This is a genomic window from Methanomassiliicoccales archaeon, assembly GCA_029907465.1.
In the GTDB taxonomy this organism is placed as follows: Archaea; Thermoplasmatota; Thermoplasmata; order Methanomassiliicoccales; family JACIVX01; genus JACIVX01.
Map to the genome: position 1 here is coordinate 37,092 of JARYLV010000008.1, position 26,138 is coordinate 63,229.

The window sequence follows — 26,138 nt, forward strand, 5'->3', positions numbered from 1 at the left end:
GCAAGCAATGCGTAGAGATCTGCATTTTAAAACATTTTGCGTCAATGGACGACCGATCATATTGAGATGTAATAGCGGGCCTGCCGGGAATTTCATCCCCTTTTCAAAGGAGAATTTGAACCCGAGTCTGAGGCTTTCTCCGTAGAAAAGCTACACCGGAGGCCTCTGTGATATCCAAGCTACACTACAGGCCCTTTCACACACCGATAGGTAAAACCAACAATAAACCTTTTGAATTAATGAATAAATATTGAAAAGGTGTAACAAACCTTCCGTGTGACCCAGTCCAGATCTTTAGAGTCTGATAACAGGGCGGGACGATGCACAATGATTATTACAGATAACAGTGATTGAGCCTTTGGCACGCATGAAACTTCCATTTAAGTGGCTCAGAGATAAAGACCGTCGAATCATCGTGATTATCATCTTATCGCTCATAATTGTAGATTTTCTATTGATTTATTTTAATGTCAGTTCAGCGACTGAGGACAGGGTCGTTGAAATCAAAAATGCACCGTCGATTATTTTGGACGTTCAACGTATTGGTAATAATGGTATTTTAATCAGGACGAATTCTTCGATTTATCGGACAGGATATGACGCTCTCGTCAAATTCGATGTTTCAGGAATCCCGATTGATTGCGTAACTGGAAGTGCCACTGGTGCTGTGGCAATTGCAAATGATCATGGAGAAGTCCATTATTATAAACCGGGAGAGATCCAGCCACTTTTTCGCGTCAATCTTAATGGCAATGTTGACCTATTGGGAATTCTTGAAAAATACGCGATGCAGGTGTATACTCCATCGCAGATTGCGTGTCTTGTAAGAAATGAATCTGGAACCTATCTCATGCAACTTTCCATATCTTCCGGTGGGGGAGTTCTCTGGAATTACAAATTCGAGGGGGATGCCGTTTGCTCATCAGTATCCAACTCAGGTAAAGGTATCGCCGTTGGTCTTGATAACAACACTGTTTACGTATTCAAGAGCACGGACAATAGAATTCGTGCAATCTTTCATTTTTCCGAGAAGATCCGCGAATTAGCGATTTCTTCGACAGATCTTCACCTAGGGGTCTTATTCGGAGATGCGGAGAGATATTTAGCAAGCCTGGATCTTTATGAAAAAAGGATTCTCTGGACAAGAGAGGTACCGGTCGATTCCGAGGGTCTTCAAGTTCATGGTGATGGCGAATGGTATGCATTAGTCTCCAGTAACATGATTTTAGCAATTAACGGTACATCAAGCAAACCATTGCTGCATTCATCATCCCTGGTAGAGTTTGCATTGCCCACGGTCGCTGACGAGTTTTTCATCTCAACAGAGGACAAAATTGAGAAGTATAGGATAGGTCGAAATAGTCCGATCTGGCGAGCTGATATTACGGGAGTGGAGCATTCGAGCCTGTTAACTGATGCTGCTGGATCAGTACTTATTGGGTGGGGCGGGGATCGGTATGTCGTCATCGACGATTCAATAGGCATTTACGGCAACAGCATGTTATGGCGTCTCATCGGCTTTCTCCTAATTGGTGAGGCAATTGCTGTTCCTCTTTTTGTCTGGCGAAGAAAACTTGCTAAATTAGACAGACACGCATTTATTGTGATACTAGCAGGTGCGTTGAGTGGTGCTATTGCTGGGACAATTATCTCAGACCCAGACCCAATCACGTTTTTCGGTGGTATAAATTCGTATCTAGCAGTCGCCGCATCAATCGCCGCCTTTTCTGCATTTTTTTCGTGGAATGCCGAAGGTGGAATAGGGGGTATCGTTTACGGAGTTGCGATCGGATTGGTCGCATCGATTCCGATTGCAATTACCGCATCCTTTGTTCTGTGGACACTTGGCTTTGAATTTAGTAGCGGTGGGATTTTATTCTCAGCTGCACTCAATGGCTTCATTACTGGGTTCAAAATGGCGTTTGTCGGAGCGATTGTCGGCTTTGTCTATCATTATTTCTCGAAGTAACAGGAGTATAGTGAAATTAAGGAAATGCGCTCGAGCGCGCACTATCTTTTTCAAATCCCTCTATCGTTCCAGAAAAAGTCACATTCATTTCTTCTTGAATTCCGTATAACCGCATTTCCCACAGGATATCCTATCCCCGTGCTCCGCGAGGAAAACCCCGGGACCACACTTCGGACAATGCCTTTTCTTCCGTTCCAATTTCCCGCCGCTGATCTGATAATAATCTTTCTTTGACATCACTCAATCCTCCTATTTCTTTGCTGTGGCAGCCGGAGCCGCTGTTTGTGCTTTCTTCTTTTCTTCCTTTTGTATGAGCTTATTTCGCACGAGTAAGTGCTTGCTCTCATGTTTTTTTGCTGCATCAACAGAACCGTATACCTTTGCGTAACCTCTTGTCTCTGTCTTTCCGAATTCAGTCCTTGCACTCGCAATAACGACTCGCTCCTTTTGAACATTGAGTAATTCAGCGAGTTTCGATTTAATCGCATCTCTCGATGGTGTCGGCTCTCCTTGGTGATCGACCCTGAAATACACTTCTATCCGTTCCTGCAGAACGTTCTCCTTCTTGCTTTCAATTTCAACCTTCAATTCCATTCCTCCATTGCGCAAATAAGTGCTTTTGCTTTCTTAGATATTTGATTATTGATTTTTACAAGAACCATCCCCTTATCAGGAAGCCCGTACAAAAGGCATGACCCTTCTGGTGCATAGGCAGCACAGACTAAAGCAGCAAGATCCTCCTCGCCATCAACAAAAATCTTGGTTCGCCTTTTCTTAATCATCGCACCCTTTATCTCAGTAATCAGTTCGGTAGTGATATGCGCAGGTGGGTTCCTTACACAGACAGTGTCTCCATCAAGGGCTTTAATCAATTCTTCTAGGGCAATCACCTTTTCCCTCTTCGTCTTGAGGTCAAATATCAATAAATCTGGTAGTATTCCTTTATCTAAAAGGGTAAGGGTTACAATATCGCCTACAGTGATAATTTTACTACATCCCTTGACTTCGACGGCAAGAGATTCTTCATCAATAATCTCCCCAAAAGGCATATGCAGTTGCTCTCTCATCGCTTCTGGCAAGATCCACCCCCTTCGAGGTAATCGAGGTTCATCGGACCCTGAGGGCGAATTTTCCATTGACATTTATGCCCATCCTCTTCGCGATCTCAGATTTTGTATGATCTATGATAATTACATAGCCCTGCCATTCTTCCGATGTTGGATTTCCGCAAAGCGGGCAGGTTTCCTCCTCTGTAATGTAGTTACAATGTTTGCATGCTCGTTGAACCTTCATGAGGCACCTCCCTTCTTCTTTCGATCTTCCTCGATCCATTCAAATTTTCCCAGACCCGGCTGTCTCATCGTCAGGCCTATTTTACTCTCCCTTGGAGATTTCTCGTTTAAACTCAGTGCTACGATTCTTGCCCGAACTTTATCATTGAGCCTCAAGTCTCTTTTTGTATCCTTCCCGATCAGGCGTTGATTGTCTATATCAACATCAATCCTATCATCTGTAATCTGGCTAATATGCAGTAATCCATCCAGTGGACCGAATCGGATAAATGCACCAAATTTCATAACTTCGCAAACAAATCCTTCCACAATTTCATGAAGTTGCGGCCTAAAAATGAGTGCTTCGAACCGGACTTTTTGATAGACCGCACCATCTCCATGAACCACTCGTCCAAGTCCAACAGGCTCAATGTTTTTTATAAGGACAGTAAACGAATCATTTCCTTCGATCTTCCCTTCGAAAGACTCGCACGCTAATTCCTTGATAACTTTGTCCATGTCTTCACCGAGTCGATGTGGTGGAATTCTGACCACTTTCTCCCGGGTTGTTAGCAAATACATTATAAGTCCCTCTTGGCTAGTTCGGCATAACTCACCCTTTATTTAAATCTTGAGCCCCCATCAATATGCTATTATCTATCTGGACAAAAATTGGGAAAAAGGAAAAGTTTTTTGCTCTCAAACGACAAAGAGTGCAGCGAAAACCAGGGTGATCGTTGAGAGCAGCTTTACCAGCACATGCAAGGAAGGCCCTGCTGTGTCCTTGAACGGATCGCCCACCGTATCCCCGACAACAGCGGCTGCATGAGCAGGCGTTCCCTTGCCTCCATGATGGCCCGCCTCGATGTATTTTTTGGCATTGTCCCAGGCGCCACCGCCATTGTTCATTAGTGTTGCCATTAGTACACCTGCAATTGTTCCAACCATGAGCAGTGCTCCGACGGCTTGGACGGTCTCTGTATATCCTAGAAACCTCAGGATTAGTCCGAAGGCAACAGGGACTACGACAGGAAGTATACCTGGCAGGACCATTGCCTTCAATGCACCCTTTGTGCTGATATCGACACATCTTGCATAGTCCGGTTTGGATTTTCCTTCAAGAAGACCGGGGATCTCCCTGAATTGCCTGCGAACCTCGTTGATCATATCGTAAGCAGCCTTTCCAACGGCCCGGATTGCCAGCGATGCAAAGAGGAAGACAAGCATTGCACCAACAAATGCACCAATGAAAACTGGCGGACTTGCGATATCGACGTGGAAGACATCTGCTAGAGTCAAGGTACCGGAACCGGGCACGACTGCATTCATCTTATCGTTCATCAGCTTCGCGACTTCTTCGAAATAGGCTGCAAAGAGCAGGAACGCAGCGAGAGCAGCGGATCCCATTGCGTAACCCTTCGTAAGCGCTTTCGTAGTATTTCCGACGGCGTCAAGTTTGTCTGTTCTCCTCCTGATGTCCTCAGGTTGGTCGGACATTTCAACGATTCCGCCGGCGTTGTCTGTGATTGGCCCAAATGTGTCCTCAGCAAGAATGAATGCACAAGTCGCGAGCATACCCATTGTAGCTACAGCGGTGCCGTATAGTCCGTAAATAAAGGATTCAGAGCCATCAGGTGCAGCCATCATTCCGAGCTGATACGCAGCGAGTAACGAAATGCCAATCGCAACAACTGGCATAGCAGTTGTCTCAAGCGCGACCGAGAATCCTGTGATAATATTCGTCGCGGGCCCTGTCTCTGACGCCTTTGCGATCTCCCTTACAGGCCTCCATTCACCTGCAGTATAATACTGGGTGATGTACACAATAATAATGCTGAGAGCAATGCCAACAAGTCCGCAGTAGAAATACATAATGCTGCCGAGCATCTGATCTACCGCGATATAGAAGAAAATCGCCGCAAGAACGCAGGTGAGATAATATCCTCGGTTGAGTGCACTCATCGGCCTCTCATTTTCATTCCTCAACCTGACAGCCATGATACCGATGATAGCTGCAAAGACACCAAATGCTCGAACAACGAGCGGGAAGAAAATCCAGCCATATTGCTGCTGTCCAGTTGTCTGTTCTATGAAGAGAAAGATAGATAGTCCAAGAATCATCGCACCAATGTTTTCTGCTGCAGTTGATTCGAAGAGATCGGCACCACGACCAGCACAGTCGCCGACGTTATCGCCGACAAGATCTGCTATAACTGCTGGGTTCCTCGGATCGTCCTCGGGAATGCCCGCCTCTACTTTTCCGACAAGGTCAGCACCAACATCCGCGGCCTTTGTATAAATACCGCCGCCTAGCTGAGCGAATAATGCAGCAAAACTTGCACCGAATGCGTATCCCACTGCATAAAATAGTGCCTCTTTCAAACCGAAGAAGGCATCGTAGAGGAAGACGACCCCAGCAACGCCGAGTAGACTCAACGATACGACCGCCAATCCAGATACTGCTCCTCCGCGGAATGAGATAATCAGTGCCTCGTTGAGCGATCTTCTCGCACCACTCGCCGTCCTAATGTTTGAATTAACAGATACGTACATACCGATATATCCAGACAGTGCAGAGAAGAATGCCCCGAGGAGGAATGCCATTCCAACTTCGAGTCTGATACCCAGCGATATAATGATTGATAGTATAACGCTGATAATCGCGATCGTCTTGTATTGCCTCGCAAGGTATGCCATCGCTCCGACCCTAATCGCTTCCCCGATTTCTTGCATTTCTGGCGTGCCTTTGTCCTTTCTGAATATTCCCCACGTAAGATAGCCTGCGAATAGGAGTCCAATGATGCCTGCTAGCGGAATAATGTATAGCAACGGATCCATAAACGAACCTTCCTGGTAATTTTGGCGGGTAATTTTTGTTCTCCTATAAATCGTTTGTTCTTTTAATAGGGATCTGCGACGATGATCTTATGGCACGTTTCTTGCGGACTTATATATTTTTTGTCAAGACAGCATTGACTTTTTTTACCCTTTATTTATAATTATTATTATGTATTAAACATAACCTTGCGGAAGATATCTTTAGCAAACCATAGATCTTCGACATCCAATCGACATGATTTCCCTTCAAAATCTCGCCTTAAGTACGACGATCCCATCGGATCTCGTAATATCAATCGATTGTCTTCCGGTCAAGTGATTAGTCCCCCTCATTTTCAAGACCTCGAGGTACTTTCTTCGTGTGCCAGCCTCCTCTGACAACATCAATAAGATAATGCCGTCAACAGCATATGCAATTTCGGCTGGATATAGTTCATTTGGGTTAACTTCTCCCGTTACTACTGTTGTTACACTCCAATTCTTCAACATATTTGTCATATCAAAAAGGAATGTCCTGTAGTCGCTTTTGATCATGCTGCCAACGACGGTGACAGGGTCGATAACGATTCTCTGTGGGATAAACTCGGCAATTTTATTCTCAATCGTGTCCAATATTTGATCACCGTCCATTTTTCTGAGGGTTGAGCCGAGATCCATGTAAATAATCTCCTCTCCGAAATATTCGGGCCTAACAAAATCGAATTGAGAAGCAAACCTTAGCATCCATTGAGTTGGCTCACTTAGGGTGGTTATGTATAGGCCACGTTCTCCGAGCTCGGCGCCCTTGCAAAGGAACTTCAGACCGAAAGTCGTTTTACCAGTCCCTGCGGTGCCTGAAACGAGTATCACGGACGGGAACGGAAATCCTCCCTCGATCATTTCATCGAGGCCAGGTATCCCGGTTGGAATTCTTACCAAACCTTGCACTTTTTTATTAGAATTTTCAATAACACTCATTTTACAATCCCCCAGATCCTCTACCTGGTTCGACCCGCTCGTTGTTCGCTCCACGCGTGCCAGTTTGTAACCCAGCCAACAACTGATAATTCTCAATTTTTAGTTCCCTTTTACAGAAACCCCTTGCAGTTTCGTAAAGAAGCGGATACTTTTCACTGTCTATAACGATCGGAAAGAATATATCGTTCACTGTCGACGTCAGATGAACAAAATTCCTCAAGAAATTTTCAACGACAAGATACCCATTATAATTTAGGAGTGTCGCGACGTTGTCAATGAGTACAAAACCGCATGATTTGAGATCGACACATCCTTGTGGATCGTCACAAGAAAAGTTTGAAATCACATCTGGTAAAGCATCGATTCTGAATGGTTCCTTGATTAGATTGATTCCAGCCGTCAAGACCTTCCGATCTGCAGAAAAGTCGCTAATGACATCGAGGAAGGTCAGTCTATCAGTGTTGACTCTGTGCATTTTAAGGAGATAAACGAAATATTGATATGGCCTGTCAACCAAGATAAGGAGACCTCGCATTTTCATAATGTCGGCTAACGCTTTGGTCAAGATGAGATTGATCCGCATAAGCTGAGTGAATTTAACGTCAAAGAGAATTGGCATACATTCCCTTGACCTATTTATCTCTGAGGCAAGTGATTGGGCAAGTGCAATATCCTTTGCATTCATTCCTCTCGCAAGTGATGTTAGAAATTCCAATGCCTTAAAAAGATTCTTTAGTGATTTTCAAGATTGATAGAAAATCATCCAGCTTGAAGTCAATTATTGCCCAGCTATAAATAACAAGCCAATATCACTTGCCGATGCCCAACGAGTATCGATATTCTCTTCTAGCCAATTCCAGTAAAAAATGCCGTCCAGTCCGAAATCGATGTATATTTGTAAAGCTTTTTTCCTACGAATGCAATTGAGCGGCGACCTGCTTGGACTTGTCCTCGTTTACCTCTATGTTTTTTTGGTTGTTGTATTTTCTATCATTATGAGAAACAGATGGGACGGAGACGCAAGAAGGAAGTTTGTACATATTGCTGTAGGAAATATCGTCTTTTTCTGGTGGATTTTCGACAGCGCGTGGGTCATGGCTTTTCTCGCGGCTGCTCCCTTCGTCCCATTGCTGCTACTCGTCTCACCTTATTCTCCAATTCCAAGGCTTCGCGAATCGATTCTCGGCAAAACTTCAGAACAAGGACATGGACTCGGCCTCGTCATGTATGCAATTTCTTGGACAGTTCTTGCATACGTTTTCTTCCAAGATAGAATAACTGCATCGATCGGAATTGTTGCAATGTCGTATGGTGATGGCCTCGGGGGGTACATCGGAAAAAGGTATGGAAAACGGAGAATTTTTAGAAATAAGAGTCTCGAAGGGTCTTTTGCTGTTTTTCTAGCAACAGTCATATCGACTTTCCTGATAATAGAGTATTACAGCTTCCTATCCCAGAATGGCTTCTTCAGCGCTGTCATTCCGGGACTGCTGGGAGTAATTCAGATTTCACTCATCACTGGAATACTTGTGTCTATTGTAGAGTTGATCACGCCCGGAGAAATCGACAACCTCGTAATTCCGCTTTTGACCTCAGGATTACTCTACCTTTTGGGGATATAGTCAATGCGATGGATCGTTGTTGACGGAATCGACGGTTCAGGAAAAACCACTCACGCCGTCTGGATTAAGGAATATTATCATAAAAAAGGTGAATCGACTTTAATCTACTTTCACCCATCTGACCGGCTCCTAGGCAAGATTTCGAAGGCGGCACTTAAAAAATCAGGGAAGATAATGCAGATTGTTGCTGCTGTTTTTTTTATTTTCGATGTTTTATGGTCATTAGGGTCGATGAAAAAGGAATCGAGACGATATGACAACATCGTTTTTGTCAGATATCTCATGGCCACAGCATATCTTCCTGAACGACTTATGAAATCAGGCTATGAATTTTTCAAAAATCTTTTGCCAATCCCAGAAAGACTGTTGCTCATCGATATTGACCCCGTAATTGCCTACACGAGAATTACCGCACGGCAAGATGAAATGGAGATGTTTGAATCTCTTGACCAACTCAAAAAGATACGCGAAAGAATGCTGATGCTCGCTAAGGATAACTGGTATGTCATTGATAATAGTTGCTGTGACGAAGTATCCGTGAAACGGCTCACTGAGATTTTGGAGTGCTGGGACCGGGAGAAGCAGATTCCATGAGAAATCTAACAAGCCAAATTGCCAAAATAGCGGACACCGCGAGCGCGATGGTGAAAATGTAGATTGCTTCAATCCCACTCACAACGTAAATTGGCGCGGCAACAAGAGGGGCGAGCGAATAACCAAAGAACCTCGCGCCATTGAAAAGCGATGATGTCGTGCCCCTTTGCCCTGGCCTTATCTCAACGGAAAGCGTAAGCAACGGTGCCCAGACAATCGCTGTTCCTGCGCCCAGAACGACTAACGATGCAATGATGAGATATACTGATTGTGCATAACTTAGCATAATCATGGAAACCACGATCAATACATACCCAATTGTCGGCGTTGCAAATCTTCCAATCTTGTCGGTGAGTCTTCCCCCGATCGGTGCGGCCAAGATCCCAGCAATTCCTGTGGTGGCCATCACTGTTCCAATTTCGCTTTCAGATAGCCCCAGCGGAGGAAGTGACAAATGGTCAGACATGAAGGAAATCGTGCTGATGTATCCTAGAAACGTCAAGAAGCCGGTAATAGAAAGGACGAGAACACTTTTCTCGCCTATCGCTCTTTTCAAGTTCCTCAAGATTTCTCTCGGTGTCTGCGATCCCTTAACAAAAAGAACATCTCTAAATTGCCTATCGAAGAAAATCGCCACAAACATAACGAGAATCGCGATAAAAATGAATACAGCCCGCCAACTAATCAATACAATGAAACCTGCAATAAATGGACCAAGAGCAATCCCCGCGGTCGTTGCTGCGCCCAGGTATCCCATCGCCTTTCCCCTCTCTTCATACGGCACGATGTCTCCAAGAATTGCGACGAGCACAGGATTAACAAATCCATAACCAAAGCCTTGAACCGTTCGCGAAAGTAAAAAAACAGGGAGATTTGGGCTTAACGCACACATCATACTACCAATCGCGTAGAACGAAAAACCGATGAGAACGGTTTTCTTCCTATCATAGACGTCGGAAATCGTACCCGAAAAAAGGGTGAATAGTGCAAAGGGGATCATGAAAAAGGAAATTGAAAGTAGAACCGATGGTGCCGATGCATTCAGCTCGCTTTTCAAAGTCGGAACAAGCGCTAGTACTGCGTTACCCGAAACGGGACCGATGAATGAACCCAGATAAACAGCAAGTCTTTTCGGATCGGCCATTTTTCAGGAGATGCAGTTTCTCATATATCAACGAAGTGTACAGGGCAAAAAGATAAACGCCAAAAGTTGCTCTTAATATCGAGTGATTAATAAAATAAAAAATAGTTCTATCTTGGAAAATAGTAAGTAATTGATGATTTCTCCTTACCCCCCTTTCTTAGTTTTCCTTTTTTTCACTAGGTATCGGCGTGCCATGCCAGTCCAGCGGTTCGACGTGAATAAGAACGCTCGTGTTAGGTAATCTCCTGGAAATTTCTTGCTCCAGATGGTCGACGATCTTATGTGAATCCTCCACGCTCATTTCTGGTTTCACAACAATATGCATATCGATAAATCTCTGATTTCCTGCTTTCCTCGTCCTCAGCGAATGAAATTCAATATAGCTCGGCATATGCTCCAATAACACATTCCTGATGACCATTTCTTCTTCTGCAGGGAGCTTCTCATCAACGAGGCCTCGTGTCGACTCCTTGAAAAGACTGTATGCTGCTTTAAGGATGAGAATAGCAATCCCAATTGCAATTAATGGGTCGAGGATGGTTATTCCTGTCATTAATATTGCGATCAAACCAAGAAAAACCCCCAATGAGGTAAGAACATCAGTCTTTAAGTGAAGAGAGTCCGCCTTTAATGCAATCGAATCTTCGTCCTCAGCTACTTTTCCCAAATAACGCGAAACGAAAAGGTTGACAATAGCCGAAATTCCCATAATAACAATGCCAATTTCAATGAATTCTACACCAGTGCCGCTAACAATTTTCATTCCAGATTCATAAATAATGATTGCCGACACGAAAAAAATCAGTAATGCTTCAATGATGCCTGCAACATTCTCATATTTTCCATGGCCGTATGCATGGTCGGAATCAGCTGGCTTTATAGCTTTCCTAACTGAATAATTTGCGACGATCGCAGCGATGAGATCCATAATTGAGTGCAAGGCTTCAGAAATTATGCTGATAGAGAACATCACAGTCCCTGCTATTAATTTCAGGCACACTAGTGAAGCATTGCTAACAATTGAAATCCTTGCAGCCTTAACTCGTTTCAAGATTATCGTAGAGCTGAGAAAATAAAATATACTTAGGTTTTTCCCGGCAGAAGAATCAAATCTAATTTTAGTGACATTTGATAGGATAATAATAGGAAATACTTCCATCGCTTCCGAAATTATTTCTACATGTTATTTGTTGAAAGGACGTCATAAACAATACAAAAAATCAAGAAAGGTGGAGTGTTCAGACAATGCCGATGGGTAGGCCTGTTAAGGATATAAAACTCAAAATACCAATGACCGTTAATCAATTGATCCTCGAAATGCAAGACTCTGGAGGATTCACTGCCAAGAAATTGTCAGACGCAGTCGATATCATTGAAAGAATGTTCAGAGATAGTGAATGTACCGTATTTCTATCATTCCCTGCGTGTATTATGGCGACCGGTACAAGGGGAATCATGGTAGAGCTGGCAAAAAGAAAACTCATTGATGTGATCATAACAACGTGTGGAACCATTGATCACGATCTTGCAAGATGCTGGAAAAGCTATTATCACGGGGATTTCTTCATGGATGATGCCGAGTTGAGAAGAAGGGGAATCAGCAGATTGGGAAATGTACTCGTCCCAGACGAAAGCTACGGTCTAATCCTTGAGGAGAAACTCACTCCGCTATTTGAGGAAATACTCGGAAATAAAAATTCGATCTCGACGAGAGAAATTATCGATGCTGTTGGCGAACATTTGGATAACCAAGATTCATTGATTTATTGGTGCCATAAGAATCGCATTCCGATTTTTGTTCCAGGAATTACAGACGGCGCCTTCGGAACACAGCTTTGGATGTATTGGCAGACGCATAGGAAATTTTCGATCGATTTGTTCAAAGATGAGCAGGATCTTTCGGACATTGTATTCGAGGCGAAGAAGGCAGGGGCAATTATTGTAGGTGGTGGCATTTCAAAACACCACACGATCTGGTGGAATCAGTTCCGTGGCGGACTTGATTATGTTGTGTACCTGACAACGGCTCAAGAATATGATGGCAGCCTATCTGGTGCGAGAGTACGAGAGGCGGTATCTTGGGGGAAAGTCAAGGAGACAGCTGACGAAGTCACGGTCGAGGGCGATGCAACAATAAGCTTTCCGATTATCGTTGCAAGTGTCCTAGAGAGACTGGAGGGGCTGAATTGAAAAAGGTCGTCGTCATCGGTGGCGACGGTATTGGTCCCGATGTAGTATCTTCAGCGGTAACTATTCTTAAATCTCTTGCCCTTCCGATTGAATTCATAGAAGGAGAGATGGGATATGAATGTTTCAGGAGAAAGGGAGAATATCTCCCACAACCAACACTCGATTTGCTTGAGGAATCAGATGCTTGTCTTTTCGGTGCCTTGACAACTCCTTCAGATCCTGGTTATAAGTCCCCGTTGTTGTTCATCAGGCAATATTTCGATTTGTACGCAAATGTCCGTCCGTTCAAACGACTTGTCCCTTCGATTGGGCTTGTCGATATGGATCTTGTGATTGTTCGTGAGAACACTGAAGATGTTTACACAGGCATAGAGAGAGAGGTGAGTGATGGTGTGGTTCTCGAGCGTAAGATTACCGAGAGAGCGTGCAGACGAATTGTTAGATTTGCAATTGGTCTTTGTGAGAAGCAAGGAAGGAAGAGAATCACATGTGTCCACAAGGCCAATGTGATGAAAAGATCCGACGGTCTTTTTAGAAAAGTCTTTTTTGAAGAGGTCAGAAATACAAAGCTCCTCGCAAATGAAATGCATGTGGACGCAATGGCTGCTGCTCTCATCACAAAGCCATACGCGTACGATTGCCTCGTGACCCTCAATCTCTACGGCGACATTCTTTCCGATGAGGCTGCGGCGCTGGTAGGCGGACTTGGACTCGCGCCCTCTGCGAATATTGGAGAGAAATTCGGCCTATTTGAACCATGTCATGGGTCAGCACCAGATATCGCAGGTAAGGGGGTCGCAAACCCAACTGCCGCAATCCTCTCATCTGCACTCATGCTAAGGTTTTTCGGCGATTGTGCATCCGCTTTGAAAATAGAAAGAGCCGTTTCTACGGCGATTGAACGCGGTATCAGAACCCCGGACATCGGAGGGACATATACCACAAAGACTTTTACCGAGGCATTAGTACGGATCATTGAGGAGATCGAGGATTGAAATTGGCCCTTAATTGTTCAGTCCTCAATTTTCCGGCAGCGAATGAATTCAGGAAAAATGAGGTCATCTTTTCGAGTTCCCATGAAAAGAATCCAGAAACGTTCGTCTTTCTTCCGATCTGATATATCTGGAAGTTTCGTATTTCAATTATGAGCAAAATGCCCAATAGCCCTAGCATGAAAAGGATTTCAACAACAGAGGCGACGCCCAGGTACTCGATCTGGATTGCATCCATTGCAATGTGGATTCCCCATGCGAGGAGAGGGATCGCAAATCTGAATGACGCAGATAATGGTGCGACAACAAGTATCGCCATAGGGCTATGGAAGGCCGATTTCCATTGGATTGGCGAGGAAAGCAGCACCTCCTTGTTCGCAATATTGAGAATACCGTTCTTGCTGACAAACTCTGGGATACCAAAGATATGATCGATATCGATAAAGACTCCAAAAAGAAGCGCCACAAAAGCCTCGTTCCTATCGAGATCGAAAAGATGAATCATCAAAAGGACAATCAAAAGGTGTGTAATCATCAGCATGTGCTTCCCTTTGTTCAAATTATAACTGTTGCATCATTCAACGGAAGATTTATTGTTGAGAAATATAAAAATCCTAAAGGCTCGATTATCAATTTTGATATTTAATGTATCCATTTTGAATCACTACGTTTAGCCAGCAAATAAATCCAAGAGTTCACGATAGTCGGCGAAGATTCTTAGACGTATTTCTTGATTTCTATGCAAAAATTCGATTCCTCAAAAATTCTCAGTACTGAAGGATAATTAGCCGGCACTTCTGGCAGCGATATCCTAGTAGGCTAAAAGCGAGTTCCTTTTCGCTGATTTCGAGTTTCTCAATACTGGTCCTGATAAAGCGCCACTGGATACCGCATTGCACGAGAGGATAACATGAAGAAAAGACTGTTGACCGATACCCCGAGGTGATGTAGCCGCGCTCCATCTCCTCGTCGCACTTCGGACACTTCATATTTGTATATTTCTTTGAAGGATTATATCTTGATTTTTCCTCATAGTCGACAGTAGTCGTATCTTGATTTACCATTAGATTTGAAATTGAAGGAAGCATCGGATCTGAGATTATTAGTCATGAAATATGAGTGCATTAGATCTCCCGCTAGCACGATCATATCTAAAAATGCGATTGCTTCCTTGATCTGGTTTTAAGTAAAGCAACCCCGCAGGAGGGGACGATGGTTCCTTTCATTTCCATCGGTTGTGAGTTCTCATGTTGCGGATATGGCCCATTACAAAGAAAGCTTTCAAGTCTAGTAGCACATTCGCCACCATGATGAGAATAGGTATTGTCGTCCATGGGCCCGAAGCCATTGACACAGGGTTGCTGCAAAAAGTGTTGGAGATCGTGAAAGAAAAATCAGCAACAGCAAAAACGATCATGAGCGGCTTCACTGGTGTCGCGGCCGTTATCGATGGTGGCCTCGAAAATCTTATCGGCATCGATCAATGCGTACTGCCATCCGAAGCCCTTTTGATGCTAGATAAAGAATCAGATGCATTGATTCTCCTCAATTACGGTAAAAATAGAGAATCGATCATCCGTTTTGGAGAGATTGTTTACTCACGAGTCAAAGATAAAATTGAGAAACCTATGTACCAGATCGATAATGGAGTCATGATCAATTGGACAGATGCCGAGATACCTATTATTGCCGAAATTGCAGAGAAACTTGGTCTCGAAAAGATTGGAACTCCAAAGACTTCGATCTCGGGTAAAGATGAAAAATGGAGAACAATTAAGGGTATTATTCCAGGTGAGAACATTTGGATAAACGGAATCGTCATCGGAAGAGCGATCTCCTCAGAAGTCGCAATTGCGAAAAATGATGATGGACGACTGATTGCGAGAGGCATCCATCTAAAACAGAGCGGTGTCGAACGGTTGAGGAATTTCGATCCGTTTTCAGCACGGGTGAGAAGCGGCGTTATTAGACGAACAAAGGCCACTCCCCGCAGTATCACGAATGAAAGAAGAAAAGGAATCTATTTGATTGATCATTCGGCTGAAGACGCAATTTATTCATGCCGATACGCAAGATTTGTGATCACTGTCGGTGATGATACGAGCAAAACAGCATCGAGTGTCCTCTACAGATTCAGCGTTCCTATTGTTGCTATCACAGATGGAGATGAAGATGGTATTTGCGAGGAGAGATTATTTTACCCGGGATCGATCCTAATGAAGCTAAAGAGCGGATTCGATGATCTGGTCGGAAGCGAATTGAGAAGAATTGTTTTCCAACACGGCAATGTGATCGACGACGAAGATATGTCACCAGAGAAGGTTGCTGACATAATCCGAAAGATTGCTGGAGATTCACTCATTGCCGAGGAGAGATTTTGACCAATAATACAGATTTATTGAATTCGCAAATCATGTCAAATTCATCTACTTCGAGGTCAAATACTAAAGAGAAACAGGTGATGAACTGATAAAGGCTTGAATCGGGATCACGCTTCTTTTTTTAGTTTTGCAAGTTCCTTCTCAATAAAAGGTTTGTAATTACGCGAACAGCATCTTCCTGCGGGATTTGTAAACTTGCAGAAACCACCTCCGCCAATCCCAGTTATTTTTTTTACCTCCTCGAAGTTTCTTGCACCATTAGCAATCGCCTTTAAGACTTCTTCCTCAGTTACCTGCTTGCAATAACAAAGAGGACGTGGTGAGTCTTTTTCCTTGAACGTAACTCTTGTTTTGACGTCAGCTTTCCTTAGAACTTTACTGGATGATTGGTTGAAGTATACTACATCACATTCAGGATTTTCACAAATATAAAATCTTTCTTCTCCAAGTGGCCATGTAGTCTCCTTCGCATGAATGATGACTGTGATCTTTTCGACTTCTAGTCCTTCATTAGTACAATTCGGGCATGTGGGCATAATGAGTTGTATAGGAACTGTCATATTTACTACTTTAATTGCTCTGAACCGAATCTAAATCATTCCAAATTTTCGAATACATGCTATTATCAATTATTGAACATCCTTGCTAATCCAATTGTGGTTATGAAAATTGTTCCTTGAAACTCGAGGATCAACCTTCAAAACATTCCAGGTATCAATTTTGAGAAGCCTCGTTGTATCAATTGTTTTCCTTCCCGTGAATTGGCGCAGGAATTTGAGATTAGATTTTCATTTAGCTTTCTGGATCCATGGGTCTGAGTTCGTTCATTGGGTTAACCTATTATAGCAGATCTCTTTGTATGCCGCAAGTGCAAAGTCTGGTTCTGAAACTTATTGATGTTCCGATTGGAATCTGGTTGTTCATATGGTTTTTATTAATTTGTATTGTATTAGAAATCAACGACAGTCTTAAATAGTTGATAATTTGGCTTCTTCCTAAATCACTTCGGTCACAATTTGACAGCTTTTTTATTCCTGTCTCACGTAATTCTCATCCCAGCAACTTTAAGATGATCTATACCGAAGCGTTTTTCAGTGAGCAATAATAAGAAAGTCTCGACGAAAGCTGACTAGTTCATTTATGTGGACTGTCTCTTCGAGAATCCACGAGGAAAATTGCCAATAGATTATAATTTTCCGAGGGGGAAGTCGGTGGCTTCCATCCGTCAATTCCCATTGTCAATACCTCAAACGCCAAACAAACTACATTCTGTCGACATTTCGATGCAGTCTTTCGTAGTTCAGCTCTTGGAAATTTTGGTTCTGATGGCAAATATCACCACAAGAGTTATCGCTGGAACGATAAGTCCAATTGCAGCTGTCAATTGAATGGTTGCCCCCCATACGTCAAAGAGTATTGTCAAAATGCTGACCATAATCGTTATCCATAATCCCCATCGCCTCATCAACAATAGTCCAAAGCCAGCTATGAACCCCAGAATTCCAAGAAGGAAGAACATCATGCTTATTACTTGAATAGTTGTCGAAGAAACTTCGACGTCCAAAAGGCCACCTGGAGTGGTGGCATTAAGATATCCAAAGACAAATCTCAAAAATGACTGAATAATCCACATGAGCGCCACGATGCATACGAGCGCAGTCGGTTTTTCCGTTGTCTTTTCTTTATTTTCCATGTAACACCATTGAGTTGATTCAAACTCGGTCGTCATTTCTAAACTTTACGACCAACAAACCAACCATGTGATATTGGTTGTTCCAGCTATTTAACATTCCGATAGGCAAAAGATTGCTTTTTTTTCTGATAAGACTTTTTCATTCTCCTCGCAGTTTCTGAGATATTCTGTACGAGAGAGATCATGAATGGATTCGAGCGTTTGCTACTTGACAATGGCTATTTCTGAGATTGTTATTGGAATTCCTGATGCATCCAATCGGCGCATCTGGTTGACTTTTGAACCGATCGAAATAAGTTGTACCCAAAACTCCCAATAATACCGCATCCTCTAAACAGATCAGCGATTCTTCAATTGATTTTCTCCATTCACTTCTTCATTTCCTCCTTTATTCATATGGCGCTCCAGTGTAATACCTACATTCTCTCACTAGCCAGAGCAATAATGAATGTCCATTGTATTTTGGTGTCGGATAGCAGTGGTTTTTACTTTGAATTAGAATCTACTGGCCTGTGCGTAAAGGCGTGAAACAATAATGGAATTGAAACTTACGTGTCCAGGACTTCAGATCTTAATGATCCGATCGGTTGGATGAAAAAGATCTAAGTTCGAATTCGAGTTTCTGAAATCTGCTGGAGTAAAAAATGATAATTCATATCATATTGGTTAAAACATAGATACAACTTTCTTCCAGACGATAAAGAACTTCAGGGAAATCAATCTCCAAGACTTCACTTCGATTCTGGCAGTCGAGTTAAAGGATTTTTATACCGACTTATTTATCAAATATCTTCCTTCATGTGCGCTCAAATTTCCCATGATTTTTTCGCCTTCTAAAGCACGAATTGAACAATGAAAAAATTTATATATAGACATTTTTTATCAACAACAGGAGATTAAATTTTGACCTTATCAAAATTAGATTTGACTGTGAAATACAGGGAATATTATACAGCGGAATCAATGCCGGAATTGGTTGAGTTTGGCTGTGCGCAATTTTTAACGATTATGGGAAAGGGTGCTCCTGGCAGCAATGAATTTACGAACAAGATGGAGGTTCTCTATTCCGTCGCGTATGCTGTGAAAACCTTTTACAAGAAACAAGCTAGTGATTTTGTAGTCCCAAAACTTGAAGGTCTCTGGTGGGTTGAATTTGAAAAGCCAGTCTTTGAGGTCTCCCGTGACGAATGGTTTTGGAAGCTTCTTATCCGCATGCCAGAATTTGTGACTTCCGAGACAGTTGAAAAAGCGAAGGTCGAAATCATGAAAAAGAGAAATAGAGAATTGATCAAGGAAGTGCGATTTGAAGAGATGATCGAGGGAGAATGCGTTCAGATTATGCACGTTGGACCTTACTCAACAGAACCTGAATCGTTATTGAAAATAAGGGAATTAATGGAGGAAAACGACCTAGTAGAAAATGGGCCTCACCACGAAATCTATCTTTCCGACCCGAGACGGGTTCCTGTTGAGCAAATAAAGACAATATTGCGGCAACCCGTAAGAAAGCGGGCATAAAGGGGAAAAATGGAATATTTGAGCATACTTGAGGAATTAAAAAGGCTGTCTAACCCAAATGCTGTAAAAGGCATGGCACGGTTTGGTATCAATCCAGAGAACACTTACGGCGTTTCCATCCCAACCCTAAGGAGGATGGCTAGAAAAATTGGAAAAAATCATTTTCTCGCTCTGCAACTTTGGTCCTCAGGTATCCACGAAGCGCGAATACTTGCGAGCATGATTGATGATCCAGATCAAGTAACAGGAAATCAAATGGATCTGTGGATAAGAGATTTTGACTCATGGGATGTATGTGATCAATGTTGTATGAATTTATTTAGTAGGACATCCGTGGCATGGGAAAAGGCAGTAGATTGGACTGATCGCGAAAGCGAATTCGAAAAGCGCGCAGGTTTCGTCTTGATCGCGTGTCTTGCATGGTATAATAAGAAAACACCAGATAACGACTTTATGGTTTTTCTACCTCTGATAAGAAGGGGAGCTAGTGACAACAGGAATTATGTCAAAAAGGCAGTCAGCTGGGCGCTGAGGAACATTGGGAAAAGGAGTCTGTATCTGAATAGTAAAGCAATTGAAACAGCAAAAGAGATTCAATCCATGGATTCAAGAAGTGCCAGGTGGATCGCTTCAGACGCAATTCGAGAATTGACGAGTGAAGGAGTTAAGAAAAGGCTGCGGGCAAAAGAAAAATGATAGCAAAATCCAGAGCTCCACGACGATCTGTGAATCTGGCATTTTAGATCAGACTGGCATTACTAATAAATCAAAAGAATGCATAATCCAAATAGATATCTGATAGATTCACTGCCAAATTCATTGTCTCTATTTCGAGTTTCTATATTCACAATAAGAAAAAAGGCGCAACTAACACATGGTGCGAGGGTTGGGGATTCGAACCCTTGAACCACTGAGGACAGAATCTTAACTCCTGATGTCAATAAAAATTAATGAGCCCGTCGATGAGTTGCCGCTTCTGATCCTATCCCGATCGATTCAGGTGATGGTTGGTTCGTGGAGAAGATTGGCTTTCGCTTGACGATTCTCCGAATCATGGCCTGTCATGGAGAACCAGATCAACGTGGAATAATCGTATGGTCGGCGGTTCGTGGGAGCTTTGCACATTGCCAATGCTCTTCACCAGGGCTGAGCTCATGAACGCCTCAGCGGACTCCAGGGAATCGAAAATATGAATGCCACCAAAATGACCTGTCTTATCATCATGGATGTAATATTTCTGCACCAGGCCGGGCACGGAACGGTACAGGTCGGCCCTCGCCTTGAAGTTACTTATGACATCTTCCTTCGGCAGGTTGCTCTTGAACAGGATGAACACCACTTCCATGGAATGGCCTCCCGTTTGTATGATATTGGGAGATTAAAATAGTTGTCGGATGATTCGTTCCTTTACCTTTTCGATGTGACCAATAATTCAATGCTCGCCCATTGAGGATATTTGAATGATCCGAAGGCAAGGGCACTATTGCCAGCACCTTTGGAATAAGTGCGGGGGAAGGGATTTGAACCCTTGGACCCCTACGAGACAAGACCCTCAATCTTGCGCCTTTGGCCAGGCTTGGCTACCCCCGCGATCGTTTTCCGAATAACTGGGCTCCCTATTAATTCTTTTCCGAAAGGAATTTGTTCCGCGAATATCGCATTCGCTAAAATACGCAACTTATAAGTAGAAATGAAAAAAATAAGCAATCATCAAATAGTTGAGTTTCTTTGAATTCATCAAAGGAATGTCATAAATTGATTGCAGGTCCAAGGGGGGATTTTCAATCACAAAAGGACAATATACGAAGAGAATTACCCAGGGCAAGGGAGCCTATTCACTATATATCCCAAAGAAGTGGATCGAAAAATGGAAGAATGAGCAGTTTAAGGATAGAAATGTCAACCTCCTTCTGCTTGATGACTATCTTATTATAAGTCCGATACACAAGGTTTCCTCAATTTCATCGAAGACATCAAGCCAATCAGTTGATGATGTTAAACGATTCTTACTTTCGTCCTATGTAAGAGGCTTTGAGTCGGCAGAGCTGCTCGCAGAGGATCGATTTTCAGACGAACAGATTATGGGTGCGAGGGATTTTATGCGCTTTCTCGACGAGCGCATTTCTCTTAGCGCTGACGAGAAGAGAATCTTTTTCAGCGGGAACATCGTGCTCGCTTCAATTCCCTCGAGCGCTCTTCAAATCAGGGCGTTGATCTTCGATAAACTGACAGATGCGGTTAAGTTAACCATTGAATTGATCGAGCATTTTGACAGGAATAAAAGGCGCGCACTGCATGTCATGCAGATGCTCAGACTCCTTGAGGAAGATATCGATAGGTTTGCATTCCAAATCTTGAGACAGGCATCGCGGATCGAGGTGTCGATCGAAAGTATCTCTGATCTTTACTTCATTGTATTAACAACGACCATGCTTGAGAGCATTAGTGACAGTATTTTTGGGATTGTAAGAGACATTTGCAAGATCTATGGTATCGATCATAACCAGCTCTCTTTTCCTACAGACGTTTTGCTGGGGGAAATAAGATTTTTACCGATCAAAATTAGTGAGACTCTCGAAAAAGTTCGTGAACTTTACATTTCCCAATTTGAAATTTGTAGAAAATATCTCCAGAAAATCCGGGATTTTACACTTGCATACGGTTCCGAGGAAGCATATGCAACAAAGGAGGAATTGGTGAGACTTCGTGATGACTTGGGGAATTTACTAAGCAATGCTGTGAATGACCTCCTCTCCAAGAAATCAAGAAGCGAAATTGAATCTAATATTGCTGATATCCTCAGAATCGGCTATAGAATTGCAGATGTCATCACCAAAATGGAAGAATTGGCAAAGTTATCCGTCACATTCTATTTTCCAAAAGCAAGAGACAAGGAAGAGGTTAGTCGATGATACAAAACGAGATAATCAAGATGAGAAAACGCCTCACGCGCGCAGGTTCAGGTGGATTCTCGATCTATCTACCGAAAAAATGGGTCAGGGGCTGGAGTAGGGATCAAGTGAAGGATAGGGAGGTCGAAATGTTCAACATTGAAAACTATCTCATTCTCGCCCCAAAAGGCTCGAAAAAGAAGATCGAGATTTCTGTTGAACACATCGACAGCGAAGACCTCAAGGAATACATCGTTTCATCATTCATAAATGGAGCGGATGAATTCAGATTGCAATCCTCACTACTGACGGACGCCCTTATCGGTGAATCGAGAAGTATCATTAGAATGCTCGATGAAAACCTGGAGCCAACATCTAACAATAATGTGGTTTCGTACATCAACAGGTCATCGATTGCTCATGAAACTCCATCGCTGATCGCCTTGCTTTTCGACAAGCTAAGTGACGGAGAAAACCTCATTTTAGAGCTGATCCAAAGTTTCGATTCAAATCCCGAAAAGGGTATTCATCTATTGAGACTCCTTTATATGTTGGAAGAGGAGGACATCGACCGAATCGCCTTTCAGATAATGCGCAATGTATCAAAATTGGACGTTTCATCGCATTCGATTACGGAACTGAATCTGGTCTGGGCTATGGCAGACGCACTTGAAAGGATTGGCGATACGCTCTATTCGATTACTGGACTTATCTGTGATTTCTACGGCCTCGAAAGGGAAGAATTGAGATATCCAGTCGAGTATCTCCAGCAACATATTGTCTCAAAGAATTTCACTTTACCTGAATGCGTAAGACATCTCAAGGACGACATTTCGTCTGATATGAGGAACTGCTATTCATTTCTACTGAGGATAAAAAAATCGATACTCGAAAGGAATGGGAGAGACGCTCTCAGGTGCGCGCACGACATCGCCTGTTATATGAAGCGCACAGAACGCGATTACTGGGACAAAATCGCAAAAATCGCAAGACCTTTGGCCATTAGAGAATATAGCTCATTCCTTTTATGCAATAGCCTCGCATTGAGTATGTGGAATCTGTTACTCCTAACTGAAGGATTGGCCAAAAGACTAGCGTTGGTTTATTATGTCGACCAAAAGACCCGATCTGCTGAGATCTACAACGATCAAGAATGATCTGAGATTGCTCAAATTGCACTTCTCGACCACCGCATTCTAAAATCTCGCAGTCAACGATCGTATGACAATAGTTGCTGGAACATAGCGAAAATTGATCCCATTATGCATAATAGGACAAGAATGATCCATTGGTAGGATAACAATTCTCGTCCCACCCAAATATCAGGAGTGAATGCGATTTCAATGTACTCTTTGTAACTCTCTTATTTTGCTTATCTGATGAACAAAAATAAATATTAGAAATCTTCTCGTTAATGTGCCAGGAGAGGGAGGGCAGCTGACGGTGAGGGCTCGACCCTCGCTGAGGAAGGTCCCCCCTCCATGAGAAAGGTGGGCCACGCAAGTGGCTGGGCGAGAGCCCAGGCAAGGGCACAGAAACGACACAGCTCTGGCCGAGGATGATTCGCTCGGCGATGACGTTGGTCAGAGATTTGGTGAAACGGCGACTCCCCACCGGAGCAAGCCCAAACAGCCGGGATGATTTCTCAGGACTGGCGGGTAGGGCGCTTAGTTGAATGCTGCCTGAAACAGAAGGGGGCCTACTACCCTCACCTGGCATCCACACTTGGTGAGCACTCTAGACCGGAAAATCAAAGAGTAAATCAATCACGAGGAACCGACTTCATGGATAGATTAAAATGAAGATTTTTAGGTATCAGGAAGCAACAGAATTCGAGCCTATTGCCGGTGTGAGGAGACGAATGCTTGCCTGTGGTGAGAAGGCACAAATCGTTGAATACTTCCTCCCAAAGGGCACAATCTTTCCGCTTCACATGCATCCTCACGAACAGACAGGCTTCGTAGAACGAGGCGTACTCCGTGTCTCTATCGGGGGTCAGGAGTATATTCTTGGCGCAGGAGATGGTTATTATATTCCACCGAATGTTGAACATTCAACGACGGCACTCGAGGACTGCATTAATGTAGATGTTTTTTCTCCACTGCGGGATGAGTACAAAGATCGTTGAATTTCTGTTTCATCATCAAACAGTTAAAATCCTGCAAGCCATTTAGTGCAGAGTAATGTTTTAGATAGATGGAGGCAGAGGATTGAGCGAAATTCAAATCATTGAATTTATGAAGTTGATCAAGAAATTGCCTGAGATGCCGAATGTGCAGATGCCTACAGCGGAGCAACTAAGGCGGTTAAGTGAGGGTTATGGGAATCTCACCGAATTCGGGAACTACAACTTCTGCTCGGCTGTGAGAAATCGTAGCGCGGGTCTCACGGTTTATATAGGAAACGAGAAAGTCCGTCAGAAAGGGTTGACTAGAGAGCAGCAAGAAATCGTGAAAAAGTGGCCGAAAACGATGAAACTGGTTGCAAGGTATTTTCAGAAAGCACCGCTTTATTACATCCCGCTAACGATGGGACATAATGATACTTTTAATCCGCACTGCAATCTAATTATCTCAAGATACCGTGCTGATTATGTAAGACTCGCATACATGGTTTACAAGACCTTGTTCGAACGATCTGATAGACCTGGACCTGAGATTTATCTGGTAGATCTTCCCGAATGGCAGGAAAAGGATCGCCAAATCCTCGTGTTTCCAGAAGAACATCTCACGATCGTCCTTGGTAGCGATTACTATGGCGAAATAAAGAAAGGATTTCTGCGCATGGGAATGTATCTCGCAAAGGAACACAACATGCTAGGCCTCCACGCAGGTGCAAAAATGATTTGGGCGAGAGGCGGTGATGGAAGAATCAAGAAACTCGGCATGATCATTTTCGGGCTTACGGCGACGGGGAAGACAACACACTCTTGCCATCACCACGGGCTTCTCGAGCCCGGTGAAAAAGTCAGAATCGTCCAAGATGATGTTATCTTTCTGAAAAAATCTGGTGAAACTTTCGGTACGGAAAGAGGCTTTTACATAAAAACCGAAGGCTTGAATCCAGACGTACATCCACTTCTCTATAAGGCGGCAACCAGTAAAAACGCGATCTTGGAAAACGTCATGGTCGATTACACGGGAAAGGTCTACTTCGATGATGATGTTCTCACTGGAAACGGAAGGGGCATTATCCAGTTTGACGATCTGGGAGAATGGAGGAACGAGGAAATCAATCTTCCTCCAATTCGCGATTTAGATAAACTGATCATCGCATTCATCACACGTCGTAACACTGTGCTGCCAATTGTTACAAAACTTAATAAAGCACAGGCAGCAGGTGCATTCATGCTCGGCGAATCCGTTGAATCGAGTGGCGGTGATCCTAGGCGAGCGGGGGAATCAATCAGAGTCGTCGGTATGAACCCTTTCATCGTGGGCGATGAAGCGGATGAAGGGAACTGGTTTTATGATTTTCTCGAAGAGAATGAAAATAGTGTGGAATGCTATCAGCTCAACACCGGTGGTGTTGGAGAACTCGCGGTCACCGAAAGCGATGGGACGAAAAGAATTGTTAGAAAGGCAACAAGGGTAGAAATCCACGAAATGGCATCGATCATCAGGAACATCTGCAGAGGAACGATTAGGTGGAGGAAAGAGGCATACTTTAACACACTGGTACCCGAAGAGGTTGAAGGCGTGGACATGAAAAGATTCGAACTGAGGAATTACTATTCGGAGGAGGAGATTTTCGCACTTGTCGAAAATCTTAAACGAGAAAGAAGAGAATATCTCATGCGTTTCAAGAATCTTTATCCTGAAATCCTGGAAGAGTTCAGTTTCTGATGAAACAAAATTTTTGAGACGGTGCTGATCTGTCACAATTTACGCATACGCTAGTTATTCTTCCTTAACGGCGTGAAATCGATTATTCCGCTTTTTTATCATTAAACGAGGGCTGAAATTGATGCTTTATCGAGAAACGCGTATCAATAGAGATCACTTAACAAATTAATTGGAGGAGCATCAAAATGATTATAAAAGGAAAACTATACCTTTTTATCGAGAGAGTCCCTCTG

Annotated in this window: 27 protein-coding genes, 2 tRNA genes and 1 other RNA gene; 13 read left to right on the forward strand and 17 right to left on the reverse strand. The window is 43.3% G+C overall.

The window, feature by feature from the left end; genetic code table 11:
- Window positions 1–75: 75 nt before the first annotated feature.
- Window positions 76–194: transfer RNA gene (locus QHH00_04635), tRNA-Arg, on the reverse strand.
- 173 nt (window positions 195–367) lie between these two features.
- On the opposite strand from QHH00_04635, the gene QHH00_04640 reads away from it, so the two are divergent.
- Complete coding sequence (locus QHH00_04640; GenBank protein MDH7508670.1) at window positions 368–1,969, forward strand: hypothetical protein; 1,602 nt, start codon at window positions 368–370, stop codon at window positions 1,967–1,969.
- An 84-nt stretch (window positions 1,970–2,053) separates the two neighbouring features.
- On the opposite strand, the gene QHH00_04645 is transcribed toward QHH00_04640, so the two are convergent.
- From QHH00_04645 to QHH00_04680, 8 genes are all read right to left on the reverse strand, one after another.
- The gene (locus QHH00_04645; GenBank protein ID MDH7508671.1) at window positions 2,054–2,206 is read right to left on the reverse strand and encodes a 30S ribosomal protein S27ae; all 153 of its coding nucleotides are present in this window, start codon (window positions 2,204–2,206) and stop codon (window positions 2,054–2,056) included.
- A 12-nt stretch (window positions 2,207–2,218) separates the two neighbouring features.
- Window positions 2,219–2,557 (reverse strand): 30S ribosomal protein S24e, encoded by a 339-nt coding sequence (locus QHH00_04650; GenBank protein MDH7508672.1) that lies wholly within the window; start codon window positions 2,555–2,557, stop codon window positions 2,219–2,221.
- Window positions 2,554–3,048 (reverse strand): GTP-dependent dephospho-CoA kinase family protein, encoded by a 495-nt coding sequence (locus tag QHH00_04655; GenBank protein MDH7508673.1) that lies wholly within the window; start codon window positions 3,046–3,048, stop codon window positions 2,554–2,556. Before QHH00_04655 ends, QHH00_04650 begins: the two co-directional genes overlap by 4 nt.
- Before the next feature lie 28 nt (window positions 3,049–3,076).
- A complete protein-coding gene (gene spt4 / locus QHH00_04660) occupies window positions 3,077–3,262 on the reverse strand; it encodes a transcription elongation factor subunit Spt4 (GenBank protein MDH7508674.1) in 186 nt (61 codons plus the stop codon).
- Window positions 3,259–3,822 (reverse strand): DNA-directed RNA polymerase, encoded by a 564-nt coding sequence (locus QHH00_04665; protein ID MDH7508675.1) that lies wholly within the window; start codon window positions 3,820–3,822, stop codon window positions 3,259–3,261. The genes spt4 and QHH00_04665 overlap by 4 nt, the downstream gene beginning before the upstream one ends.
- A gap of 117 nt (window positions 3,823–3,939) precedes the next feature.
- Window positions 3,940–6,078: a sodium-translocating pyrophosphatase gene (locus QHH00_04670; protein ID MDH7508676.1), complete on the reverse strand. Its 2,139-nt coding sequence runs from the start codon at window positions 6,076–6,078 to the stop codon at window positions 3,940–3,942.
- A gap of 246 nt (window positions 6,079–6,324) precedes the next feature.
- Window positions 6,325–7,035, reverse strand: a complete 711-nt coding sequence (locus QHH00_04675) for an ATPase domain-containing protein (GenBank protein ID MDH7508677.1) — start codon at window positions 7,033–7,035, stop codon at window positions 6,325–6,327.
- Window position 7,036: 1 nt separating this feature from the next.
- Window positions 7,037–7,750: a hypothetical protein gene (locus QHH00_04680; protein MDH7508678.1), complete on the reverse strand. Its 714-nt coding sequence runs from the start codon at window positions 7,748–7,750 to the stop codon at window positions 7,037–7,039.
- 202 nt (window positions 7,751–7,952) lie between these two features.
- On the opposite strand from QHH00_04680, the gene QHH00_04685 reads away from it, so the two are divergent.
- Window positions 7,953–8,657: a hypothetical protein gene (locus QHH00_04685; GenBank protein ID MDH7508679.1), complete on the forward strand. Its 705-nt coding sequence runs from the start codon at window positions 7,953–7,955 to the stop codon at window positions 8,655–8,657.
- Between the two features lie 3 nt (window positions 8,658–8,660).
- Complete coding sequence (locus tag QHH00_04690) at window positions 8,661–9,251, forward strand: hypothetical protein (GenBank protein ID MDH7508680.1); 591 nt, start codon at window positions 8,661–8,663, stop codon at window positions 9,249–9,251.
- On the opposite strand, the gene QHH00_04695 is transcribed toward QHH00_04690, so the two are convergent.
- Together QHH00_04695 and QHH00_04700 are read right to left on the reverse strand one after the other, a co-directional pair.
- On the reverse strand, window positions 9,205–10,395 hold the full coding sequence (locus tag QHH00_04695) for an MFS transporter (GenBank protein ID MDH7508681.1): 1,191 nt from the start codon (window positions 10,393–10,395) through the stop codon (window positions 9,205–9,207). The two genes, QHH00_04690 and QHH00_04695, sit on opposite strands and share 47 nt — an antisense overlap.
- Window positions 10,396–10,552: 157 nt before the next feature.
- Window positions 10,553–11,446, reverse strand: coding sequence for a cation diffusion facilitator family transporter (locus tag QHH00_04700; protein MDH7508682.1), 894 nt, complete (start codon window positions 11,444–11,446; stop codon window positions 10,553–10,555).
- A 200-nt stretch (window positions 11,447–11,646) separates the two neighbouring features.
- Here QHH00_04700 and QHH00_04705 point away from each other — a divergent pair, with 200 nt between their 5' ends.
- Window positions 11,647–12,585 (forward strand): deoxyhypusine synthase, encoded by a 939-nt coding sequence (locus QHH00_04705; GenBank protein ID MDH7508683.1) that lies wholly within the window; start codon window positions 11,647–11,649, stop codon window positions 12,583–12,585.
- Window positions 12,582–13,580 carry an isocitrate/isopropylmalate dehydrogenase family protein gene (locus QHH00_04710; GenBank protein ID MDH7508684.1) on the forward strand — a complete coding sequence of 333 codons (999 nt, stop codon included), beginning with the start codon at window positions 12,582–12,584 and terminating at the stop codon, window positions 13,578–13,580. Before QHH00_04705 ends, QHH00_04710 begins: the two co-directional genes overlap by 4 nt.
- Here the strand turns inward: QHH00_04710 and QHH00_04715 are convergent.
- On the reverse strand, window positions 13,558–14,112 hold the full coding sequence (locus QHH00_04715; GenBank protein ID MDH7508685.1) for a hypothetical protein: 555 nt from the start codon (window positions 14,110–14,112) through the stop codon (window positions 13,558–13,560). The two genes, QHH00_04710 and QHH00_04715, sit on opposite strands and share 23 nt — an antisense overlap.
- Window positions 14,113–14,344: 232 nt before the next feature.
- Window positions 14,345–14,641: a PF20097 family protein gene (locus tag QHH00_04720; protein MDH7508686.1), complete on the reverse strand. Its 297-nt coding sequence runs from the start codon at window positions 14,639–14,641 to the stop codon at window positions 14,345–14,347.
- A gap of 183 nt (window positions 14,642–14,824) precedes the next feature.
- Between QHH00_04720 and QHH00_04725 the strand changes: the two genes are divergently transcribed.
- A complete protein-coding gene (locus QHH00_04725) occupies window positions 14,825–15,958 on the forward strand; it encodes a DUF2117 domain-containing protein (GenBank protein MDH7508687.1) in 1,134 nt (377 codons plus the stop codon).
- Between the two features lie 107 nt (window positions 15,959–16,065).
- On the opposite strand, the gene QHH00_04730 is transcribed toward QHH00_04725, so the two are convergent.
- Window positions 16,066–16,518, reverse strand: a complete 453-nt coding sequence (locus QHH00_04730; protein ID MDH7508688.1) for a (2Fe-2S)-binding protein — start codon at window positions 16,516–16,518, stop codon at window positions 16,066–16,068.
- 740 nt (window positions 16,519–17,258) lie between these two features.
- Window positions 17,259–17,651, reverse strand: a complete 393-nt coding sequence (locus tag QHH00_04735) for a DUF2127 domain-containing protein (GenBank protein MDH7508689.1) — start codon at window positions 17,649–17,651, stop codon at window positions 17,259–17,261.
- 903 nt (window positions 17,652–18,554) lie between these two features.
- On the opposite strand from QHH00_04735, the gene QHH00_04740 reads away from it, so the two are divergent.
- Both QHH00_04740 and QHH00_04745 read left to right on the forward strand, forming a co-directional pair.
- On the forward strand, window positions 18,555–19,169 hold the full coding sequence (locus QHH00_04740) for a GyrI-like domain-containing protein (GenBank protein MDH7508690.1): 615 nt from the start codon (window positions 18,555–18,557) through the stop codon (window positions 19,167–19,169).
- A 9-nt stretch (window positions 19,170–19,178) separates the two neighbouring features.
- Complete coding sequence (locus QHH00_04745; protein MDH7508691.1) at window positions 19,179–19,865, forward strand: DNA alkylation repair protein; 687 nt, start codon at window positions 19,179–19,181, stop codon at window positions 19,863–19,865.
- Window positions 19,866–20,220: 355 nt separating this feature from the next.
- On the opposite strand, the gene QHH00_04750 is transcribed toward QHH00_04745, so the two are convergent.
- Both QHH00_04750 and QHH00_04755 read right to left on the reverse strand, forming a co-directional pair.
- Window positions 20,221–20,514: a YdhR family protein gene (locus QHH00_04750; protein ID MDH7508692.1), complete on the reverse strand. Its 294-nt coding sequence runs from the start codon at window positions 20,512–20,514 to the stop codon at window positions 20,221–20,223.
- A gap of 160 nt (window positions 20,515–20,674) precedes the next feature.
- Window positions 20,675–20,759 (reverse strand) — tRNA-Leu (locus QHH00_04755).
- Window positions 20,760–21,268: 509 nt separating this feature from the next.
- Between QHH00_04755 and QHH00_04760 the strand changes: the two genes are divergently transcribed.
- From QHH00_04760 to QHH00_04780, 5 genes are all read left to right on the forward strand, one after another.
- Window positions 21,269–22,081, forward strand: coding sequence for a hypothetical protein (locus QHH00_04760; protein MDH7508693.1), 813 nt, complete (start codon window positions 21,269–21,271; stop codon window positions 22,079–22,081).
- Window positions 22,078–23,217: a hypothetical protein gene (locus QHH00_04765; protein ID MDH7508694.1), complete on the forward strand. Its 1,140-nt coding sequence runs from the start codon at window positions 22,078–22,080 to the stop codon at window positions 23,215–23,217. Before QHH00_04760 ends, QHH00_04765 begins: the two co-directional genes overlap by 4 nt.
- Before the next feature lie 264 nt (window positions 23,218–23,481).
- Window positions 23,482–23,774: RNase P RNA component (rnpB, locus tag QHH00_04770), an RNA gene on the forward strand.
- Between the two features lie 84 nt (window positions 23,775–23,858).
- The gene (locus tag QHH00_04775) at window positions 23,859–24,188 is read left to right on the forward strand and encodes a cupin domain-containing protein (protein MDH7508695.1); all 330 of its coding nucleotides are present in this window, start codon (window positions 23,859–23,861) and stop codon (window positions 24,186–24,188) included.
- Between the two features lie 82 nt (window positions 24,189–24,270).
- Window positions 24,271–25,905, forward strand: coding sequence for a phosphoenolpyruvate carboxykinase (locus QHH00_04780; protein MDH7508696.1), 1,635 nt, complete (start codon window positions 24,271–24,273; stop codon window positions 25,903–25,905).
- Window positions 25,906–26,138: the final 233 nt, after the last annotated feature.

What these genes read in the sequence shown, in the direction of transcription:
- QHH00_04640 (MDH7508670.1), top strand. Translation starts at nt 368, where the DNA reads ATGAAACTTCCATTTAAGTGGCTCAGAGATAAAGACCGTCGAATCATC.
- QHH00_04645 (MDH7508671.1), bottom strand. Translation starts at nt 2,206, where the DNA reads ATGTCAAAGAAAGATTATTATCAGATCAGCGGCGGGAAATTGGAACGG.
- spt4 (MDH7508674.1), bottom strand. Translation starts at nt 3,262, where the DNA reads ATGAAGGTTCAACGAGCATGCAAACATTGTAACTACATTACAGAGGAG.
- QHH00_04665 (MDH7508675.1), bottom strand. Translation starts at nt 3,822, where the DNA reads ATGTATTTGCTAACAACCCGGGAGAAAGTGGTCAGAATTCCACCACAT.
- QHH00_04670 (MDH7508676.1), bottom strand. Translation starts at nt 6,078, where the DNA reads ATGGATCCGTTGCTATACATTATTCCGCTAGCAGGCATCATTGGACTC.
- QHH00_04675 (MDH7508677.1), bottom strand. Translation starts at nt 7,035, where the DNA reads ATGAGTGTTATTGAAAATTCTAATAAAAAAGTGCAAGGTTTGGTAAGA.
- QHH00_04685 (MDH7508679.1), top strand. Translation starts at nt 7,953, where the DNA reads ATGCAATTGAGCGGCGACCTGCTTGGACTTGTCCTCGTTTACCTCTAT.
- QHH00_04690 (MDH7508680.1), top strand. Translation starts at nt 8,661, where the DNA reads ATGCGATGGATCGTTGTTGACGGAATCGACGGTTCAGGAAAAACCACT.
- QHH00_04695 (MDH7508681.1), bottom strand. Translation starts at nt 10,395, where the DNA reads ATGGCCGATCCGAAAAGACTTGCTGTTTATCTGGGTTCATTCATCGGT.
- QHH00_04705 (MDH7508683.1), top strand. Translation starts at nt 11,647, where the DNA reads ATGGGTAGGCCTGTTAAGGATATAAAACTCAAAATACCAATGACCGTT.
- QHH00_04715 (MDH7508685.1), bottom strand. Translation starts at nt 14,112, where the DNA reads ATGATTACACACCTTTTGATTGTCCTTTTGATGATTCATCTTTTCGAT.
- QHH00_04720 (MDH7508686.1), bottom strand. Translation starts at nt 14,641, where the DNA reads ATGGTAAATCAAGATACGACTACTGTCGACTATGAGGAAAAATCAAGA.
- QHH00_04725 (MDH7508687.1), top strand. Translation starts at nt 14,825, where the DNA reads ATGTTGCGGATATGGCCCATTACAAAGAAAGCTTTCAAGTCTAGTAGC.
- QHH00_04730 (MDH7508688.1), bottom strand. Translation starts at nt 16,518, where the DNA reads ATGACAGTTCCTATACAACTCATTATGCCCACATGCCCGAATTGTACT.
- QHH00_04735 (MDH7508689.1), bottom strand. Translation starts at nt 17,651, where the DNA reads ATGGAAAATAAAGAAAAGACAACGGAAAAACCGACTGCGCTCGTATGC.
- QHH00_04745 (MDH7508691.1), top strand. Translation starts at nt 19,179, where the DNA reads ATGGAATATTTGAGCATACTTGAGGAATTAAAAAGGCTGTCTAACCCA.
- QHH00_04750 (MDH7508692.1), bottom strand. Translation starts at nt 20,514, where the DNA reads ATGGAAGTGGTGTTCATCCTGTTCAAGAGCAACCTGCCGAAGGAAGAT.
- QHH00_04760 (MDH7508693.1), top strand. Translation starts at nt 21,269, where the DNA reads ATGCGCTTTCTCGACGAGCGCATTTCTCTTAGCGCTGACGAGAAGAGA.
- QHH00_04765 (MDH7508694.1), top strand. Translation starts at nt 22,078, where the DNA reads ATGATACAAAACGAGATAATCAAGATGAGAAAACGCCTCACGCGCGCA.
- QHH00_04775 (MDH7508695.1), top strand. Translation starts at nt 23,859, where the DNA reads ATGAAGATTTTTAGGTATCAGGAAGCAACAGAATTCGAGCCTATTGCC.